The organism is Haloarcula sp. DT43 (genome assembly GCF_037078405.1).
In the GTDB taxonomy this organism is placed as follows: Archaea; Halobacteriota; Halobacteria; order Halobacteriales; family Haloarculaceae; genus Haloarcula; species Haloarcula brevis.
The window spans coordinates 627,791-645,236 of the sequence record NZ_JAYMGZ010000001.1 but is presented as its reverse complement, the minus strand read 5'-3'; the positions used below and the strand labels follow the sequence as shown (position 1 = coordinate 645,236).

Sequence of the window (17,446 nt, the reverse complement as noted above, 5' to 3'; positions counted from 1 at the left end):
CTTAGTTCCACAGCTTGGCTGCTAACGCAGCGTCCGGTAGCCCAGTCGCTGGGCAGTGCCACTCACGTGCGCGCTCGCAAAAAATCGAGGTTCCCTCGGAGCCTCGCGTTAGTCGTCCGCGGGAGCCGCGCCGCCCTCGTCGTGTTGCATCTTCGTGTGCGAGAGCTTGCCACCGGCGGCGAGGATCTCGCGCTCGCGGTCGGAGGCGTCGAGGTGGCCGGTCGCCTCCCAGTCGTCGTTGACCCGGATGGTGAACTCTTCCTGGCCGGACTTGACAGCGTCGGCTGCGTCGTCGACGATCTCGATGTCGTCGCCCTGCTCGATCTTCTCGTAGGTCTCCTCGTCGATGGTGAGCGGGACGATCCCGAAGTTGAACAGGTTCGCCTTGTGGATGCGGGCGAAGCTCTGTGCGAGGACCGTTTCGATACCCAGGTACATCGGGCACAGGGCCGCGTGTTCGCGCGAGGAGCCCTGGCCGTAGTTCTCACCGGCGACGAGCACGCCGCCGTCGGCTTCGAGTGCGCGCTCCGCGAACGTGTCGTCGACGCGCGAGAGCGTGAACTCGGAGAGTTTCGGGACGTTGGACCGGTACATCAGGATGTCCTGCGTAGCCGGGATGATGTGGTCCGTCGTGATGTTGTCCTCCATCTTCAGGAGGGCTTCGCCACCGACTTCGGTCTCCAGCGGGTCCTTCAGCGGCACGTCGCCGATGTTCGGGCCCTTGATGAGCTCGTCGTCGACGGCGTTGTCCGGCGCGATGAGGTCCGATTCGGAGTTGCCGATGTAGGAGTCGGGCATCTCCAGACCCGGCGCGTCGAGGTCGCCGAGTTCGTCGGCGAGGTTGCGCGGGTCCACGATTTCGCCCTTGATGGCCGCCGCGGTGGCGACCTCCGGCGAGCAGAGGTAGACGTTGTCGTCCTCGATGCCGGAGCGGCCCTCGAAGTTGCGGTTGAAGGTCCGCAGGGAGACGGAGTCGGAGGCGGGCACGTGACCGATACCGATACACGCACCGCAGGTCGCCTCGGAGAAGTTGACGCCGGCCGCCATCATCTCCGCGGTCCAGCCCTCGCGGGCCAGCATCTCGGAGGCCTGCTTGGAGCCGGGGGCGACGATCATCTCGGTCTTCTTGTCGATGTTGCGCCCTTCCAGCATCTTCGCGGCCGGGAGGATGTCCTCGTACGCGCCGTTGGTACAGGAGCCGATCATGACCTGCTCGACGTCGACGCCCTCGACCTCGGAGACGGGCACGACGTTGTCGGGCATCGACGGCTCGGCGATGAGCGGTTCGAGGTCCGAGAGGTCGACGACGATTTCGTCGGCGTACTCGGCGTCCTCGTCGGGGCCGATGTCCTCGAAGACGTCCTCGCGGCCGAGGCGTTCGAGGTAGTCCTTGGTCTGGTCGTCCGTCGGGAAGATGGACGAGGTGGCACCGAGCTCGGTCCCCATGTTGGTGATGGTCGTCCGCTCGGGGACGGTCAGCGTCTCGACGCCGGGGCCGGTGTACTCGAGCACCTTGCCGACGCCGCCCTTGACGGAGAGGCGGCGCAGGAGCTCGAGGATGACGTCCTTGGCGGTCGCCCAGTCGGGCAGCTCGCCCTCGAGGCGGACGTTGACGACTTCCGGCATGTCGATGTAGTAGGCACCGCCGCCCATGGCGACGGCCACGTCGAGGCCGCCGGCACCGATGGCGAGTTCGCCGAGGCCACCGGGGGTCGGCGTGTGGGAGTCCGAGCCGAGCATCGTCTTGCCGGGCGCGGCGAAGTTCTCCTTGTGGACGTTGTGACAGATACCGTTGCCGGGCCGCGAGAAGTGGGCCCCGAACGTCCCTGCGGCGGAACGGAGGAAGCGGTGGTCGTCCGTGTTTTTGAAGTCGAACTGATAGGTCTGGTGGTCACAGTACTGGGCGGCCAGCTCGGTCTGGACCTCGTCGAGGTCGAGCGCCTCGAACTGCAGCCAGACGAGCGTCCCGGTCGTGTCCTGTGTCAGCACCTGGTCGATCTCGATTCCGATCTCCTCGCCGGGTGTCAGCTCCCCTTCGACGAGATGCTCGTCGAGAATCTTTTCCGTAAGCGTCTGTCCCATAACGTGCGTCAATGGATGGCGCGCCGGTATAAATCCCGCGTATTCCGTCGTATTTTTCATATAAAAACCCGTGCCGTCCGTCACTCGGAAGCGAGTCAACCGGCCGGTCGGACCGGCAGGTCTTTCCACGGCACCCACGCACAGCCCCGTATGTTCAAGAGCGGACGGTTCGTCGCCGACGCCCTCGGCGACGTGCGGGACTCGCAGGTGCAACCGAACGGCGTCGACCTCACGCTCGGCTCGGTCTACGAACAGGTCGAACCGGGGCGCATCGAGCGCGGCGGCAAGACCGTCGGCGACCGGCGGGAAGTCGAGGCCGACGACGGCGTCTATCGCCTCGACCGCGGCGGCTACGTCGTCGAGTACGCCGACCGGGTCGTCATCCCGGAGGGCCACGTCGGCTTCCTCCTGCCGCGGTCGTCGCTGCTTCGGAACTCCTGTATGCTCGATACGGCCGTCTGGGACGCCGGCTACGAGGGACGGGGCGAGGGCCTGCTGGAAGTTCACCACCCGATAGAACTCGAACGGGGCGCGCGGGTCGCCCAGCTCGTGCTCGCCGACGCCGCTCACGACGGTACCTACGAGGGGTCGTATCAGGGCGAGAATCTCTGAGACGGAGGCACGGCCGGGAGCGCGTCCGACCGACGGGACATGGTAGGCCATGCCGGGAATTTAAGTGGATTTCCCGAGTCCTATCGATTGGTGCTTGAAGCAACTATACCCCGGCCCATGCCGTCATCAGCCTTCAGTACACGTAAATTAGACAAGCACCGCTTTCAGGTACGACAACTGTCTGACCGGGGTTTATCATTGTTGCTACGTGACAGTGATACATGATAGTAGAATTTCACATCGACGCTCCCCTCTTGCAGCGGACAGCTGAGACGCTGAGCAAAGCGGCGATACGGATACAGCGCCTCCACTGCGAGAGCGGCGACTGCCGTGCCGTCGCCTGGATAGGCCCCGTAGAGCGCCCCGCCATCGAAGGGAACCTGGCCCAGGACGAGAGTATTGCTGACTACGCCCACGTGGCAGCCGAAGGAGACGGGCACTGGTACACACTACATACAACTGATACGACGGTCCACGCAATCGGACAGGCCCTGTTGAACGCGGACGGGTTCCTGCTCGGTGCCGCACAGACCGGGGACGACTGGGTGTTCCGCGCCCGCTTCCCCGAGAAGAGCTCGGTGCTGTCGTTTCGCGACGCTCTCGTCTCCAGCGACATCAACATCGACATCCAGACCATCACCGACGACACGGAAGCCTCCCCGCAGTTCGGCGTGACCGACCCCCAGAAGGAGGTGCTGTTGCTCGCGCTCAACCGCGGGTACTTCACCGTGCCCCGGGAGTCGTCTCTCTCGGACCTCGCCACCGAGCTGGGCATCTCCAGTCAGGCCGCCTCGGAGCGGCTCCGTCGCGGGACCAGGACGCTGGTCCAGAACACGCTCGCGGCCCCCGAGCGGCCGCTCGTCGGCTCGCCACCGGAGTGAACGGGGCTACTTCAGACCCTGAAACCGGTCGTCCGCTGTTATAAAAGAAGAGCGCGTACACGGTTGTATGAGCTCGAACGACGGGACCGTGTATCTGCTGCGGAACCGGACCGCGGAGCGGTCCGACGGCTGGGTCAGCCCCGAACCCGCCGGCGACGTCATCGCCGATGCGGTCGTCGGCGCGACGGACCTGGATGCGGCCGACATCGACGCCATAGAGACCTACGTCGACGGCGAATCGCTCCGCGCGGTCGTCACCGAGGGGACGACAGAATCGCTGACGTTCGCCGTCGAAGGCCACGACGTGACGATTACCGCCGACGGGGACGTCGCAGTCGACGGCTGACCCGATAGCGGCGTCCCAATGACATAAGACGGTGGCCGGAGAGCCACTGGTATGACCCGCGTCGCGCTCATCGCGCACGACGACGAGAAACCCGAGATGATAGACCTGGCACAGAGCTACGAGGACACGCTGTCGGCGTTCGACCTCGTCGGCACCGGCACGACGAGCAAGCGAATCATGGCCGAGACCGACCTCACGGTCGAGCGCAAGGAGAGCGGGCCGATGGGCGGCGACACGCAAATCGGTGCGGAGGTCGCCGAGGGTCGGATGGACGGCATCGTCTTCCTCCGGGACCCGCTGACGGCACAGCCCCACGAGCCGGACATCTCCGCGCTCCTGCGCATCTGTGACGTCCACGACGTGCCCCTGGCGACGACCCGGACCTCGGCGGAGTACGTCCTCGAAGGGCTGGCCCGGGACGAAGTAGACGACTAACCGTCGGAACCGCCGGCTACTCGGCGTACGTGGGCCGCTCCGCGTACTCGATTGGGTCCCGCTCGCCGATGCGCTGGAACGCCCCCAGCCGGAACGTGCAGGCGTCGCAGGTCCCACAGGCCGGCTCGTCGTCCCGGTAACAACTCCAGGTGTCCCCGTAGGGCACGCCGAGTTCGACGCCGCGCTCGGCGATGTCGGTCTTCGACCACTCGACGAACGGCGCGACGAGGTCGATGTCCGTCTCGGGCTTCGTGCCGGCGTCGATGACGCCCTGGAAGGCGTCGAAGAAGGCGGGCCGGCAGTCCGGATATCCCGAGAAGTCCTCGCTGTGTGCGCCGATGAAGACGGCCCCGCAGTCGTTGGCCTCGGCGTAGGAGACCGCCATCGACAGCAGGTTCGCGTTCCGGAAGGGGACGTACGAGGTCGGAATCTCGTCGCTGTCGGTGTCGGCGTCCGCCACGTCCATCGCGTCGTCGGTCAGCGAGGAGTCGCCTATCTGGGTGAGGTGGCCGGTCTCGACGTGGAGGAAGTCCGCCGCATCGACGTGGTCTGCCAGCGCACTGGCGCACTCGTACTCCCGGTCCTCGGTGTTCTGGCCGTAGCTGGTGTGCAGCAGGTACAGATCGTCGTACCCGCGGGTCTGTGCCTCGTAGGCCGCCGTGGCGCTGTCCATGCCGCCGGAGGCGAGCACGACAGCGCGGGTGTCGTCGGTCATCGTGATAGTGTGTTGCAGTTGATTACGTTCCCGGTGCGTCGTTCCAGAGGTCGACGTGGAGCCGCGGCGTGTACCGGTAGCCGTACTCCAGCGCGAGGTCCGCGACCGTCCCGCGCGTCTCGTTCAGTTCCGCTCGCGTCCGGCCCTCCGGCATCAGTAACACGTCGTCGTCACGCACGCGTGCGGACGCGGCGTCGCGGAGCCGGTCGAGGAGCCGCTCGATTTCGGCCATGTCCTCGCGGCCGGTGACGACGAACTTCAGTTGCGTCTCGTAGGTCTCGACGAGTTCGGCGAGCGCCCCGATGTCGAGTCGGCGGTCCTCGTGGCGGTCGGCCCACTCGCCGTCGCCGGCGGGGTCGCGCTCGGCCGTCGGCGTGCTGGAGGCCAGTTTCGGGCTGACGCTCGCGAGGTCGACGGGCGCGTCGGGGACGACGGTTCCGTTCGTCTCGACCGTCGTGTGGTAGCCCCGGTCGGCCAGTCGCTCCAGCAGGTCCGCGCTCGCGTCGTGCACGAGCGGCTCGCCACCGGTGAGCACGACGTGGGCCGCGTCGTACTCCTCGATGGCGGCCAGCACGTCGTCGACGCCGAACCAGTCGTGAGTCGGCTCCCAGGAGGTGTGATAGGAGTCACAGAACCAACACCGCAGATTACAGCCGCTGGTCCGGACGAACACGCTCGGGACGCCGGCCAGGCGGCCCTCGCCCTGGAGCGACTGGAACAGTTCGTTGATAGGGAGGTCGCCCGTCCCGGCCTCGTCGTCGGTCCGCTGGATGTCGACCCCGGGCGCGTCGTTTGCGACCGGCATCAGCGGACACAGAGTTCGCTCGTCTCCCGGACGGAGACGGCGACGTCCGACACCGTCCCCGGGAGCCGGTCGGCGAGGCGCTGTTCCAGTATCGCGGCCATGACCTCGGCCGTCGGCGGGTGGTCGAGGACGACCACGGCGTCGCCGTCGCCGCTGGCGTCGAAGGTATCGACCAGCGGGTCGCCGGCTTCGAGCAGGAAGCGGTGGTCCCACTCCTCGACCACGTCGGTGATTTCGCCCTTGTCGACGACCCACCCCTCGTCGGTGAGGTCGCCGGTGACGCGGACGGTGACCTCGTAGTTGTGTCCGTGCGGGCGCGAGCACTTGCCGTCGTGGTGGAGCAGTCGGTGGCCCGCAGAGATACGGAGCGGCCGGTCGCCGCCGACGACGAGTTCGCGTTCGCCCGCGTCGGCGAGCGCGTCGTCGGCCTTCGATAGTCGCTGAGACATATCCAGGTATTATCGGTCGGTGGCTTAACTCTCACGGGAGCTGGGCGGTCAGTGTGTCGGTACCACAGGTCGGCGTCCCAACGCCGATGCCCGCGTCACCCGGACGGGGTCCCGTGGTCGTCCGACCCGAGTCGTCGGGTCATCGCCCGCAGATACTCGGCCGCAGCGTCGGGACGGTCGTCGGCCAGCGTGGAACGGGCGCGCTCGCAGCCGTGGAGCAACTGCGCCCGCAACTCGGACTCCGGGAGCTTGTTCCGACTGACCGTCTCGGCCGTCGCAACGGTTCGCCGGGCCGTGTCGAACTCCGCCGAGACGACGGCCGTTTCCCCGGCCTCGACGAGTTGTGTCAGCACCGCGTGGACGTCGGTGGGCAAGTCCTCGGGCACACGTGCGATTGGCCGTACGCGGTGATAACGCCGGTGGTGGACTCACAGCGATGACGTCACGCGGACGTGGCCTCCGGCGTAAGCGATAGGTCACTGCGGTCCGCAGGGAGTGGTGTGACACGACGTGCCGTCGAACGGGCGTTCGAGCGCTACCTCTCGCAGTTCGTCGACGAGACGTACGCGGCCTTCGACGTGGCGGCCGTGCTCCGGGGGTCGGGCGGGGGCGGCGGCCGCGTCGCCAGCAAACTACTGAAAAACAGCCGCCCGCTGGAGCGCCACGTGGTCCGACCGAAACTGCGGTCCTACCAGCAGCAGATACTCGACCAGCTAGAGCCGGTGCTGGATTACGCCGCCGCCGACGCGGCGTTCGACGCCTACGCCGAGGACGTGCTCGCCAGCGACATCTACTGGAACGCGCTCCGCCCCACCGTTCGCGGCGACCGCCGGGACCGGATTCGGGAGCGGTTGTTGGCTCGCCAGCGTGCGTTCGGCGACGACCTCGCGCCGCTGGTGGCCGCCGACAGCGACGACTTCTGGACGGCCGTCACCGAGGCCTACGACCGGGAGACGGCGGCGGACATCGTCCAGACGCACTTCGAGTTCTCCGTCCCGCTGCGGGAGGACCGGAGCGCCTACGCCTTCGAACTCACCATCGACCCCGGCGAGGTGCTGGGCGGTCTCGCGCGGGCCCTGCCCACGCTCACCGTCGAGTTCACAGACGAGGCGTTGCGGTCGATGCGACGGGCCGAGCAGCAGGTCATTCCGGCGGCGAAAGCCGACGTTGACCGGGCGTACGACTCGTCGGCCGGTGACGCCGCTGGTCGCCGTTAGTACGGCACCGGCTACCGGGCGGTGCTCCTCGGAAGATTACGCCGAAAGTGGACACGTCGGCCGTCTTGGCACGTGGACGGCCGTCGTGTCAGGTATTGGTGTTGGTGTTGACTGACGACGGCAGGTGCGTTTCTCACGTCGACTCGGTCCCGGACTCCGCGGGACCGAAAGCATGGGAGCTTGGCAGCGAACGCCGGTGACGGCGTTCACGTGCGGGCTACAGTACGTAGACCAGTCGACCTGCCATCGGTTTCCATGTACCCACATGGTAAATAACCTACGAAATATGTTACTTCTATACCGAGTAAATAGTTGTACTCCGTCGTCAGACACCAGCACCGCCGAACACGAGAGGCGACCGATATACTAGAAATCTGGTATGTACTCGATACCGGCCGTAGAGCCGTCGTGACAGCGTGTCTCAGTCGTCGAAGGGCCAGTCGCCCGTAATCCGCATCCCCGCGGCGAGGCCCTGGGCTTCGAGGGCGTCGGCTATCTCCCCGGGATCCTTGCGGTCGGCGCGTACCGAGCCATCGGCGAGCGTCACGGCGAGTTCGGTCAGCAGGACGGCCTGCTCGCGGAACGTCCGGGGTTCCAGTTTGTCCAGCGTGTCGGCGTGGGTGTGGCCCCAGCCGCGGCCCTCGCCGCCGGTTTCGCTGGTCACGTGATAGCCGGGGACGCCGCGGCGCACGAACGGCCAGTGGTCGCTGTGGGGGCCCTGCTCGGGGGTGAGCGAGATGGGGTGGTCGAAGCGGTCGGCCACGTCCTCGGCGGCGGCCGCGAGCGCGTCGAACCCGTGGGTGAAACACTTCAGCGTCCGGCCCTGGACGACGCCGTCCAGATTGAGCACGGCCGTCACGTCGTCGGGTGCTACCTGACCGGCCAGCCGGTTCGAACCGACCAGCCCGACCTCCTCCGCGCCGAAGGCGACGAACTCCACGCGGGTGTCGAGTTCGTGCTCGCGGCCGGACAGCGCCCGGGCGAGTTCGACGACTATCGCCGTCCCGGCCCCGTTGTCCATCGCCCCCTCCGCGATGTCGTGAGCGTCGACGTGGCTGGTCACCAGCAGTCGCTCGTCGGTGTCCGGCCCGAGTTCGGCGTGGACGTTCTGACTGGTCGCCTCGGGCGTCCCGCAGTCGACGCTGACGGTGACCGCGTCGCCGGCGTGGCGACGGGCCAGCCGCGCGCCCGTCTCGCTGGCGACGCCGAGCGCCGGAATCTCGCCGATGGGGGCCGCCGCCGTTCCGACGCTCCCGGTCGGCGGCAGGACGCCCTCCACGTGGTTGCGGTAGAGGAACGCGACCGCGCCGGCCTCGACAGCGTGGTAGTACTTCTCCCGCCGGTGGATGTACCGGTCGTACCAGTCGGGCACGTCCGAGCGGACCATCACGACCCGCCCCTCGCAGTCGGCGTCAGCGAACTCCTCTGGCAGTCCGTGGCCGACGTCGACCAGTTCGCCGGTCGCCTCGCCGGCCGGCGACCGGGGCAGGGCGATGCACTCGTGAGCCTGCGCCGCGACCGGCGACCCGTCGGCGCGGACGGCGCTGTCGCCCCGCTCCCACCCCTGAATCGCGAACTCGGAGAGCCGAGCGTCGCTGGCGTACGCGGCCAGCGCGTCCCGGGTCGCCTCGGCGGCCGCCCGTTCGCCGTCGCTGCCGGCCATCCGGTTCCCGATATCGACCAGCGCCTCCAGGTGGTCCCACCCGACCGTGCTGGTGAAGGTCTCGCCGATCCAGTCAATGTCGTCCATACCTCTCGGTGGGGCCGTGCCGGGTTTGAAATTGGGGGTCGTCGCCGGCCGTCGGGCGGTTACGAGGCCGCGAGCGGGCCGAGCCGGCTGGCGACCCCGTACCCCAGGACCGCCAGTGCGGTGCCGGCGAGTCCGAACAGGAGCAGGGAAAGGAGGAAATCCAGTGGCGTGACGGCGACCGCGGGCAGGCCCAGGAGTCGGTGGGACGCCGAAAAGAGCCCGCTCCCGTAGACGGCGGCGACGAGGAACCCCCCGAAACTGGCGCTGCCGACGGCCGCGGCGGCGGCCGTACGGTACCGGCGGGACAGGTCGCGGCGGCCGGCGTCGGCGTACACCAGCGCGACCGCGACCGGTGACACGAACAGGGCGGCCAGCACCGGGAGGAGGGTCATGTCCGGATATAGCCGGTTCTGCGTATAAATCCCCAGCGTGCCCAGTAGCGCCGGCCCCCGGTACGTTGTCCGAGGGGACGTCGCCAGACGGGTCGCGCCCGAGGCGGTCCCGGAGCGGCTGGCGGCGACGACGCCAGCGTCGGACTGGGCACGGAGTCGGGGCGATAGCGGGTACCCTTTTCCCACTTCAGCCTGACGACCCTGGTATGTCGGAGACACTGCGAGCGACGGTCACCGAACCGGTCCGGGAGGCCGTGCCGTTCCTCGTCATCACCGTGTTGTGGGTCGTCGTAATGCTCGTCCTCTACGGCCTCTTTCTCGCGACCAAGCCGAGCGACATCACGTACGCCCCCTGGGTGCACGCGACGGTGTTCGTCGTCCCGTCCATCGGGTTCCTGGGACAGATACTCCAGCAGGCGCTGTCGGGGCGGCGCACATAAGCGACGCGACCGTCTCACACCAGTTCTCGCCAGCTCCAGGTCGGCTCCCAGTCGAACAGCCGCTCGGCCTTCGTCGTGTCCACCAGTGCAGCGTAGGGGTTCCCGTCGTCGGCCGCCGGTCCCCGATACTCCGCGTCGGGGTACAGCTCCGCCGCGAGCTCGGCGCTCGGCGTCTCGGCGCTCGTGTCCGGGGCCGAGACCCAGACCCGCTCGTGGCCGTCGTGCGACGCCGAAACGGCGGCTTCGACGAGCCTGACGGCGTCGCTGGCGTGGACGTAGGCATACAGCGTGTTCCGCTGGGTGTGGAAGGTCTCGGACGCCCGCGACCCCGCGAGCGTCCGGTCGGCCTCGACGAACGTCTCGCGGGCCAGGTCGTCGTCGACGACCCAGGGGAACCGCAGCGACGTGATAGTGTCCGGGGCGGCCTCGCCCCGGCGCGCGAAGCCGTCAGCGGCGACCTCGAGCGCCTGCTTGCCCATCGCGTACGGGTTCGACGGGGTGAGACGGTGGGCCTCGTCGACCGGGAGGTAATCGACGGTGATGGGGGCCGGCTCGAACCCACCGCCGATGGCGCTGAAACTCGACGCCAGCGCGACCGTGTCGATACCGAGTTCGCCGGCCGCCTCCAGCACGTGATACGTCGTCATGACGTTGCTCTCGTAGGTCCGGTGCCCCGGCGCGTGGTCGGGCGTGGGCACCGTCCCGAGGTGGACGACGGCGTCGGCGTCGCTCTTTGCGAGCGCGCCGTACACGTCACCCGTCGCGAGCAGGTCCGTCTCGACGTACGCGTCCGAGTGCCCCTCCTCGCGCTCGCCCCGCGAGAGGTTGACCGTTCGGTCCCCCTCCGAGGACAGGTGTTCGAGGACGTGCTGGCCGAGGCGGCCGTTGCCGCCGGTGACGGCGACCGATTCTGACATGCGTGTGGCTGCAGCACACAGGCCCAAAGCAGTTCCGCCGAGCGGCGTCGCGGCCGGACCTCACGCCGCAGTGAGCGCCGTCCGAACGGCGTCCTCGATGGGCGTCTGGTCGATTGGGACGACGTTCTGGAGGTCCAGTCGGGGGTCGACCGTGACCGGGTTCCGCATGCTCTCGGCCAGCGGCCGGGCGATGGCGTACTGCACGTCGGTCGTCAGGCGGAGCCAGTGCGAAGAGAGGCCGGGCGTCATCACGGGAACCGGGACGATACACACCCGTTTGCCCTTCTCCGCGGCGGTGAGTCGCAGCAGCGACTCGTAGGACCACACCGACGGCCCGCCGATGTCGTAGGTCTCGCCGCGGGTCTCCTCGACGTCCAGCAGCGCCACGAGATACGCGATGGCGTCGTCGACGCCGATGGGCTGGCAGGGCGTCCGGACCCACTTCGGAACGAGCATCAGCGGCAGGCGGTCGGTCAGGTCGTCGACGATGCGGAAGCTCGCGCTCTCCGGGCCGATGATGACCGCCGCCCGGAGCACCGTCAGGTCGAACGTGCCCTCGGCCAGCACGGACTCGACTTCGCGCCGCGACGCCAGGTGCGGCGAGAGGTTCGCCTCGTCGCCGCTGATGCCGCTGAGGTACACCACCCGGTCGACGCCGGCCGCAGACGCGATGTCGCTGAAGCGCCGGGCGTACTCGCGGTCCAGTTCGGCGAAGTTCTCGGAGGTGAGCGAATGGATGAGGTAGTACGCCACGTCGACGCCGTCACAGAGATCGTCGAGGGAGTCGGGCTCGCCGAGGTCGCCCTCGAACGGCTCGACCCCCTCCGGGAAGGACTCCTCGCTCGCGCTCCGGGAGAACGCCACCACCTCGTGGCCCGCGTCGTTCAGGGCGCGGACGAGACGCTGTCCGATGAATCCGGTCGCACCCACGACGAGCACTCGCATGTATCGGTACTGTCGTCTCGAACCCCCAAGTCGTTTTGCCCGTCAGAACTCGTCGATGACCGGGATACCCGTCGTCTCGAACTCGGTCATGGCGTCGAGCAACTCCGGCGTCCGGTCGAGCGGCACCGTCTCGGAGACGATGGCCGTCGGGTCGAGCTTCCCGCGGTCGATCATCCGGAAGATGTCGTCGTAGTGGGGCCGGGGCATCCCGACCGTCCCGGCGAACTGGAGCTCCTTCGCGACCATCAGGTCGGTCGGGAGCGACACCTCGCCGCCCTCCGCGCTCGACGTCAGCCCAATCTGAAGGTGCTGCCCGCGCTTTCGGAGACAGCGGACGGAGTTCCGGCAGGTTTCGGCGATACCGAGCGCGTCGACGGACACGTGGGCACCCCCGTCGGTGACGGCCGTCACCGCCTCGGGCACGTCGTCGACCCGCTCGGCGTTGACCGTCTCGACGGCCCCGAGGTCGGCCGCGAGCCCCAGTTTCTCGTCGAACAGGTCGACGGCGACGACGTTCGCGCCCAGCGCGTCGGCGATGTGGACGGTGGACAGGCCGACGCCGCCGCAGCCGTGGACGGCCACCCAGTCTCCGCCGCTCACGTCGGCTCTGTCGACCAGGCCGTGGAAGGAGGTCATGAACCGACAGCCCAGCCCCGCCATCTCGACCGGCGAGATGCCCTCCGGGAGGTGGACGGCGTTGAAGTCGGCCCACGGGACGTGGAACCGCTCGGCGAACGCGCCGGGTGCCTCGGGAGCGAGTCCCAGCGGAATCCGCTCGTCACAGAGGTTCGACAGGTCCCGGCGGCAGGACGGGCAGGTGCCGTCGGCGAGGTTGAACGGGACCGCCACGCGGTCGCCCTCGCGGACCGTCTCGACCTCGTCGCCGACGTCGACCACGACGCCCGCGGGCTCGTGGCCGAACACGTGCCCCTCCGAGAACCCCCGAGACTCCCAGAGCGGGTCGCCCTGCCAGGCGTGCCAGTCGCTCCGGCAGACTCCACAGGCCTCGGTCTCGACCACGACGCCCGTGGCGTCGGGCTCCGGTTCGTCGACCTCCCTGACCGCCAGCGGCTCTCCGTGTCCGGTGAACACAGCTGCGCGCATACACCACGGCAGACGGTGACGTGCGACATAACGCTGTGGGGAGCCGGGCGCAGACACCAGGTCTCCGTCACCGCCAGCTTGTCCAGCCGCCGTCGACGACGAGCGATTCGCCGGTCACGTACCCCGCCAGGTCGCTCGCGAGGAACGTCGCCGCCCCGGCGATGTCCTCGGGCTGGCCGTAGCGGCCCAGCGGCACCAGCTGCGTGAACTGCTCGGCCTGCTCGGCCGCGGCCTCCGGGTCGCTCGGCTCGCCGCCTATCATCGTCTCGATTCCGCCGGGATGAACCGCGTTCACCCGGACGTCGTGCTCGCCGAGCTTGTGCGCGAGCGAGTAGGTCAGCGTCGTCAGTCCGCCCTTCGACGCGGAGTAGGTCGGCCAGTCCCCGTTGCCGAAGAGCCCGGCGATGCTGGAGACATTGATGATAGCCCCGCCGGTTCCGTGGTCGACCATCCGCTCCGCGGCGACCTGCGAGCCGAAGTACGCGCCCTTGAGGTTGACGTTCATCGTCCGCTGGTAGTCCGCCTCGGTCACGTCGAAGAAGTCCTCGGCGCGCCAGATGCCCGCGTTGTTGACCATGACGTCGAGACCGCCGGCGGCTTCGGCGGCATCAACCGCCTCGGTCAGGTCCGCTCTGTTCGTGACGTCACACTCCACGAACACGGACTCGGCGTCCGTCTCGTCTTCGAGCAGTTCATGCGTCGGCCGCCCATCCTCTTTGGGGTCCTCGCGTACATCGGCGACGACGACCGCCGCCGCGCCGTGGTCTGCGAACCCGCGAGCGATTCCGCGACCGATTCCCGAACTGCCGCCCGTTATGACGGCCGTCTTGCCGTCGAGAAGTGACATCGTTGTAACACCAGTGTCGACTGTCGCGGAGGAACGAGATAAAAGGTAGTGGCGATGTCGCTCACGGCCTCGCTGTAGGGAGGGGGTTTGAACCCGGCTGCGAGACTCGCTCGCTCGTCTCGCGTGGTTCAAACCCTCTTGCGTGGCGTTTCACTGCTCACGTTGTTCGCAGGAAAAGCGGGCGGCGAGGGATTTGAACCCCCGACCATCTGGTCCGGAACCAGGCGTTCTGTCCGCTGAACTAGCCGCCCTCGATACTGGCTATTCGACAGGCCGTCTTAACGGTTGTGAACCCGAGAACAGACCGCGGTCAGGGAGATTCGCCGGTCTCGATAGTGAACTCGCTGGTGGGATAGGCGACGCAGGTCAGGCAGTACCCCTCTTCCATGTCGTCGTCCATCAGCGAGTCGTTGTTGCTGTGGCGGATGTAGTCCTCGGCCGGGCCGTCCTCGATGTGACCGGCACAGGAGATACACTGGCCCTCGCGGCAGGCGTAGGGGAGGTCCCAGCCCTCCTCTTCGCCGGCGTCGAGAATCGTCTCGTTGTTGGCGACCTCGATTGTCTCGCCCTCCTTGGCGAATTCGATTTCGTAGTACTCGACCTCGTCGTCGGCGATGTCGTCGGGGTCGAAGCCCTCGTCCTCTTCCTCGGCCGCTTCGCCCTCGCCGAGTTCGCCTTCGGCCTCGCCGGCCGGAATCGCTGCGGCCCCGCCACCACCGATAGAGCGGTTGTACGGTTCCGGGAAGTCCGTCTCGGGGACTGTCGCGGCCCGCTGCTCGAGGACCTCCTGGGAGATGTCTTCCGGTGCCTCCCACCCGGTCCCTTTGGCGTAGTGGAGCGCGACCACGAGCAGGGTGAGCGTGGCCCCGGCGGCAAGTCCAACGAGTTCTACCATGTGCACGGCTATGGAATACTGGTTTAATTAGCTGTTGTTTCAGCGCGCGAGCACCGCCGACACCGCTAGACGGGGCGGCCCTCGGCACGACACGGACGGACAGAAATCCAGTCGGCCCTACTCGCGGCGCGGTACGTCGTGACGGCCGAAGCCGTACCGGAGTCGGTTGGCGAGGCGGCGTGAGAAGCGGCCGTCGTCGGCCCGGGAGCCGAACCGCTCGGCCAGTGCCTGGTAGATGAGCGGCACCGGAACCTCCTGTTCGAGCGCCTCCTGGACGGTCCAGGTGCCGGTCGACCCGCCCTCGACGCGGTCGGCGACGGTCCCGAGGTCGTTGCCCTCCTCGCGGAACGCCTCCTCGCAGAGTTCGAGCAGCCACGAGCGGATGACCGCGCCGTTGTTCCACGTGTTGGCGACCGATTCGAGGTCGAGGTCGTACCGGCCGTTCGCCAGTAGCTCGAAGCCCTCGCCGTAGGTCTGCATGAGCGCGTACTCGACGCCGTTGTGGACCATCTTGACGTAGTGGCCCGAGCCGGCCGGTCCCATCCGGTCGTGGCCGTCGGGCCCGGTGGCGACGGCGTCGAAGACGGGGACCAGTTCGTCGTAGGCCCACTGCGGGCCGCCGACCATCAGCGAGAAGCCCAGTTCCGCGCCCGCGGGGCCGCCGGAGGTGCCACAGTCGAGGTAGGCCGCGTCGGTCGACTCGGCGCGGCGCACCGAGTCCTCGAAGTAGGAGTTGCCGCCGTCGGCGACCACGTCGTCGGAATCGAGCGACGGGGCCAGTTCGTCCAGCGCGGCGTCGACCGGGTCGCCCGCCGGGACCATCAGCCAGATGCGTTTCTCCGAGCCGAGCCGGTCGGCGAGGTCCGCGATTGACGACGCCGGTCGAGCCCCGGCGTCGGCCGCGTCGGCGACGCTCTCCTCGTCGATGTCGAAGACGACGACCTCGTGGCCGGCTTCGAGTACGCGGTCGACGACGATGCGGCCCATGCGTCCGAGTCCGATGACGCCAAGTTCCATACCGGGGGGTCGCCGACCGAACAGGTAGGGGTTGCGGTTCGTCGTACTGGCGGCTGTCCTCGCACAGCTGCTCGCTACTCCGCGGTGACAACGTCGTAGTGTCCCGACAGTAGCGCGAAAACCGCGGCACGAACACCAGCCGTGCCGTCGTCAGTCGTGTGCCCGTCACCAACCGGCTGTCGCGGCCGCACAATCGCCGCGAACGCCGCCCCGTACTGCACTATCTATTCCCGCTCCGGAGCGCAAAAAGCCCACGGAATGCACACACATCATCCCTTATCCCGGGGACCACCGTCGTTTTGGTCCGGCCGCGCCTGGTGGAGATATGGACGACCGGATACGCGAACACGCCCGGATTCTCGTCGACTGGAGCGCCCGCATCGAGGCGGGCGACGACGTGGTCGTGGCCGTCGAGGACGGTGCTCACGACCTCGCCGTCGCCGTGGCCGAACAGCTCGGCGAGCGCGGCGCGAACCTCCTGTCGACGTACCAGTCGGACGAGCTCACGCGGGCCTATCTGTCGGCCCACGACGGCGATTTCGAGGCAAACCCCGAGTACGAGCTGGCGCTGTACGAGCGGGCCGACAGCGTGCTGTTCCTGAAGGGGTCGCGAAACACCGCCGAGACGGCCGGCGTGGACAGCGACCGTCGGCAGGCGTACTCGACGGCACGGCAGGCGATTCGGGAGGCCCGCCTGGACACCGACTGGGTGTCGACCCAGCACCCGACGCGGGCGATGGCCCAGCAGGCCGGCATGGCCTACGCCGACTACGCCGACTTCGTCTACGACGCGACGCTGCGGGACTGGGAGGCGCTGGCGGAGGAACAGGCCCGGCTGAAGGAGATTCTCGACGACGGCGAGCAGGTCCGCATCGTCGCCGATGGCACGGACCTGACGCTGTTCATCGACGGCCGCATCGCCGTCAACTCCGCCGCCAGCGTGGCCTACGACTCGCACAACCTCCCATCCGGCGAGGTGTTCACCGCGCCCTACGACACCGCCGGCGTCGTCACCTTCGACGTGCCGATGACCATCCAGGGCCGCCGGGTGAGAAACGTCGAGATGACGTTCAAGGACGGCGTCGTCGTCGACTGGTCGGCCGAGCAGGGCGAGGCGGTCATCGACGATATTATCCAGACGGACGGCGGCTCCCGCCAACTGGGCGAACTCGGCATCGGGATGAACCGCGGCGTCGACCGAATCACCGACAACATCCTCTTCGACGAGAAGATGGGCGGGACCGTCCACCTCGCGCTCGGGCGCGCGTACGACGCCTGCCTGCCCGACGGCGAGTCCGGCAACGACAGCGCCGTCCACGAGGACCTCATCACGACGATGGGCGAGGGGTCGCGCCTCGAAGTCGACGGCGAGGTCGTCCAGCGAGACGGGCTGTTCCGGTGGGAAGACGGGTTCGAGGGGTAACAGAGCTCGATTCCGTAGGCCGGGAACGGCTATTGCGCTGCTGTGGGCCGGGAGCGCCCTGCGTGGCGCGACCCGGGGAAGGGCAGGTATGCGGAGGCTGTGCTGACGATGTACCGCGAGCGGAGCGAGCGGTTTCACTCCGAGCGCGGCCACCGGCCGCGACTCGGAGGCCGT

The 17,446-nt window shown here is 68.1% G+C and carries 20 protein-coding genes and 1 tRNA gene; 7 read left to right on the top strand and 14 right to left on the bottom strand.

Annotated elements, in window-relative coordinates:
* Window positions 1-108 precede the first annotated feature (108 nt).
* Window positions 109-2,082, bottom strand: a complete 1,974-nt coding sequence (locus VI123_RS03515; RefSeq protein ID WP_336336672.1) for an aconitate hydratase — start codon at window positions 2,080-2,082, stop codon at window positions 109-111.
* Window positions 2,083-2,142: 60 nt separating this feature from the next.
* Here VI123_RS03515 and VI123_RS03510 point away from each other — a divergent pair, with 60 nt between their 5' ends.
* The 4 genes from VI123_RS03510 (at window position 2,143) to VI123_RS03495 (ending at window position 4,356) form a co-directional block, all read left to right on the top strand.
* Window positions 2,143-2,694 (top strand): deoxyuridine 5'-triphosphate nucleotidohydrolase, encoded by a 552-nt coding sequence (locus VI123_RS03510; protein ID WP_407066985.1) that lies wholly within the window; start codon window positions 2,143-2,145, stop codon window positions 2,692-2,694.
* A 221-nt stretch (window positions 2,695-2,915) separates the two neighbouring features.
* A complete protein-coding gene (locus VI123_RS03505; protein WP_336336670.1) occupies window positions 2,916-3,575 on the top strand; it encodes a helix-turn-helix domain-containing protein in 660 nt (219 codons plus the stop codon).
* Window positions 3,576-3,642: 67 nt separating this feature from the next.
* The gene (locus tag VI123_RS03500; protein WP_336336669.1) at window positions 3,643-3,921 is read left to right on the top strand and encodes a HalOD1 output domain-containing protein; all 279 of its coding nucleotides are present in this window, start codon (window positions 3,643-3,645) and stop codon (window positions 3,919-3,921) included.
* Window positions 3,922-3,972: 51 nt separating this feature from the next.
* Window positions 3,973-4,356: a methylglyoxal synthase gene (locus VI123_RS03495; RefSeq protein WP_336336668.1), complete on the top strand. Its 384-nt coding sequence runs from the start codon at window positions 3,973-3,975 to the stop codon at window positions 4,354-4,356.
* Between the two features lie 16 nt (window positions 4,357-4,372).
* Here the strand turns inward: VI123_RS03495 and queC are convergent, their stop codons facing one another.
* The 4 genes from queC to VI123_RS03475 all read right to left on the bottom strand — a co-directional run bounded on the left by queC (window position 4,373) and on the right by VI123_RS03475 (window position 6,711).
* A complete protein-coding gene (queC, locus tag VI123_RS03490) occupies window positions 4,373-5,071 on the bottom strand; it encodes a 7-cyano-7-deazaguanine synthase QueC (protein ID WP_336336667.1) in 699 nt (232 codons plus the stop codon).
* 22 nt (window positions 5,072-5,093) lie between these two features.
* Window positions 5,094-5,876, bottom strand: coding sequence for a 7-carboxy-7-deazaguanine synthase QueE (locus VI123_RS03485; RefSeq protein ID WP_336336666.1), 783 nt, complete (start codon window positions 5,874-5,876; stop codon window positions 5,094-5,096).
* Entirely contained in the window at window positions 5,876-6,325 is a 450-nt protein-coding gene (locus VI123_RS03480; protein ID WP_336336665.1) for a 6-pyruvoyl trahydropterin synthase family protein, read from the bottom strand. Before VI123_RS03480 ends, VI123_RS03485 begins: the two co-directional genes overlap by 1 nt.
* A 95-nt stretch (window positions 6,326-6,420) precedes the next feature.
* A complete protein-coding gene (locus VI123_RS03475) occupies window positions 6,421-6,711 on the bottom strand; it encodes a hypothetical protein (RefSeq protein WP_336336664.1) in 291 nt (96 codons plus the stop codon).
* A 114-nt stretch (window positions 6,712-6,825) separates the two neighbouring features.
* Between VI123_RS03475 and VI123_RS03470 the strand changes: the two genes are divergently transcribed.
* Window positions 6,826-7,542 carry a hypothetical protein gene (locus VI123_RS03470; RefSeq protein ID WP_336336663.1) on the top strand — a complete coding sequence of 239 codons (717 nt, stop codon included), beginning with the start codon at window positions 6,826-6,828 and terminating at the stop codon, window positions 7,540-7,542.
* 421 nt (window positions 7,543-7,963) lie between these two features.
* Here VI123_RS03470 and VI123_RS03465 read toward each other — a convergent pair whose 3' ends face one another.
* The gene (locus VI123_RS03465; protein ID WP_336336662.1) at window positions 7,964-9,292 is read right to left on the bottom strand and encodes a M28 family peptidase; all 1,329 of its coding nucleotides are present in this window, start codon (window positions 9,290-9,292) and stop codon (window positions 7,964-7,966) included.
* Between the two features lie 59 nt (window positions 9,293-9,351).
* Window positions 9,352-9,684: a hypothetical protein gene (locus VI123_RS03460; protein WP_336336661.1), complete on the bottom strand. Its 333-nt coding sequence runs from the start codon at window positions 9,682-9,684 to the stop codon at window positions 9,352-9,354.
* A gap of 206 nt (window positions 9,685-9,890) precedes the next feature.
* Between VI123_RS03460 and VI123_RS03455 the strand changes: the two genes are divergently transcribed.
* Window positions 9,891-10,124: a hypothetical protein gene (locus VI123_RS03455; RefSeq protein WP_336336660.1), complete on the top strand. Its 234-nt coding sequence runs from the start codon at window positions 9,891-9,893 to the stop codon at window positions 10,122-10,124.
* Window positions 10,125-10,138: 14 nt separating this feature from the next.
* Here VI123_RS03455 and VI123_RS03450 read toward each other — a convergent pair whose 3' ends face one another.
* From VI123_RS03450 to gnd, 7 genes are all read right to left on the bottom strand, one after another.
* The gene (locus VI123_RS03450) at window positions 10,139-11,041 is read right to left on the bottom strand and encodes an NAD-dependent epimerase/dehydratase family protein (protein WP_336336659.1); all 903 of its coding nucleotides are present in this window, start codon (window positions 11,039-11,041) and stop codon (window positions 10,139-10,141) included.
* A 60-nt stretch (window positions 11,042-11,101) separates the two neighbouring features.
* Entirely contained in the window at window positions 11,102-11,986 is an 885-nt protein-coding gene (locus VI123_RS03445) for an NAD(P)H-binding protein (protein WP_336336658.1), read from the bottom strand.
* 42 nt (window positions 11,987-12,028) lie between these two features.
* The gene (locus tag VI123_RS03440) at window positions 12,029-13,090 is read right to left on the bottom strand and encodes a zinc-dependent alcohol dehydrogenase family protein (protein ID WP_336336657.1); all 1,062 of its coding nucleotides are present in this window, start codon (window positions 13,088-13,090) and stop codon (window positions 12,029-12,031) included.
* A 67-nt stretch (window positions 13,091-13,157) separates the two neighbouring features.
* A complete protein-coding gene (locus tag VI123_RS03435; protein WP_336336656.1) occupies window positions 13,158-13,937 on the bottom strand; it encodes an SDR family oxidoreductase in 780 nt (259 codons plus the stop codon).
* 178 nt (window positions 13,938-14,115) lie between these two features.
* A tRNA-Arg gene (locus tag VI123_RS03430) sits at window positions 14,116-14,188 on the bottom strand.
* A 59-nt stretch (window positions 14,189-14,247) separates the two neighbouring features.
* Window positions 14,248-14,832 carry a 2Fe-2S iron-sulfur cluster-binding protein gene (locus VI123_RS03425; RefSeq protein WP_336336655.1) on the bottom strand — a complete coding sequence of 195 codons (585 nt, stop codon included), beginning with the start codon at window positions 14,830-14,832 and terminating at the stop codon, window positions 14,248-14,250.
* A gap of 117 nt (window positions 14,833-14,949) precedes the next feature.
* Complete coding sequence (gnd, locus tag VI123_RS03420) at window positions 14,950-15,849, bottom strand: phosphogluconate dehydrogenase (NAD(+)-dependent, decarboxylating) (protein ID WP_336336654.1); 900 nt, start codon at window positions 15,847-15,849, stop codon at window positions 14,950-14,952.
* 325 nt (window positions 15,850-16,174) lie between these two features.
* On the opposite strand from gnd, the gene VI123_RS03415 reads away from it, so the two are divergent.
* Complete coding sequence (locus VI123_RS03415) at window positions 16,175-17,272, top strand: aminopeptidase (RefSeq protein ID WP_336336653.1); 1,098 nt, start codon at window positions 16,175-16,177, stop codon at window positions 17,270-17,272.
* Window positions 17,273-17,446: the final 174 nt, after the last annotated feature.

Coding starts and splice junctions, on each gene's coding strand:
- VI123_RS03485 (WP_336336666.1), bottom strand. CDS start 5,876: ATGCCGGTCGCAAACGACGCGCCCGGGGTCGACATCCAGCGGACCGAC.
- queC (WP_336336667.1), bottom strand. CDS start 5,071: ATGACCGACGACACCCGCGCTGTCGTGCTCGCCTCCGGCGGCATGGAC.
- VI123_RS03500 (WP_336336669.1), top strand. CDS start 3,643: ATGAGCTCGAACGACGGGACCGTGTATCTGCTGCGGAACCGGACCGCG.
- VI123_RS03505 (WP_336336670.1), top strand. CDS start 2,916: ATGATAGTAGAATTTCACATCGACGCTCCCCTCTTGCAGCGGACAGCT.
- VI123_RS03415 (WP_336336653.1), top strand. CDS start 16,175: ATGGACGACCGGATACGCGAACACGCCCGGATTCTCGTCGACTGGAGC.
- VI123_RS03445 (WP_336336658.1), bottom strand. CDS start 11,986: ATGCGAGTGCTCGTCGTGGGTGCGACCGGATTCATCGGACAGCGTCTC.
- VI123_RS03435 (WP_336336656.1), bottom strand. CDS start 13,937: ATGTCACTTCTCGACGGCAAGACGGCCGTCATAACGGGCGGCAGTTCG.
- VI123_RS03495 (WP_336336668.1), top strand. CDS start 3,973: ATGACCCGCGTCGCGCTCATCGCGCACGACGACGAGAAACCCGAGATG.
- gnd (WP_336336654.1), bottom strand. CDS start 15,849: ATGGAACTTGGCGTCATCGGACTCGGACGCATGGGCCGCATCGTCGTC.
- VI123_RS03480 (WP_336336665.1), bottom strand. CDS start 6,325: ATGTCTCAGCGACTATCGAAGGCCGACGACGCGCTCGCCGACGCGGGC.
- VI123_RS03425 (WP_336336655.1), bottom strand. CDS start 14,832: ATGGTAGAACTCGTTGGACTTGCCGCCGGGGCCACGCTCACCCTGCTC.
- VI123_RS03465 (WP_336336662.1), bottom strand. CDS start 9,292: ATGGACGACATTGACTGGATCGGCGAGACCTTCACCAGCACGGTCGGG.
- VI123_RS03460 (WP_336336661.1), bottom strand. CDS start 9,684: ATGACCCTCCTCCCGGTGCTGGCCGCCCTGTTCGTGTCACCGGTCGCG.
- VI123_RS03450 (WP_336336659.1), bottom strand. CDS start 11,041: ATGTCAGAATCGGTCGCCGTCACCGGCGGCAACGGCCGCCTCGGCCAG.
- VI123_RS03515 (WP_336336672.1), bottom strand. CDS start 2,082: ATGGGACAGACGCTTACGGAAAAGATTCTCGACGAGCATCTCGTCGAA.
- VI123_RS03455 (WP_336336660.1), top strand. CDS start 9,891: ATGTCGGAGACACTGCGAGCGACGGTCACCGAACCGGTCCGGGAGGCC.
- VI123_RS03440 (WP_336336657.1), bottom strand. CDS start 13,090: ATGCGCGCAGCTGTGTTCACCGGACACGGAGAGCCGCTGGCGGTCAGG.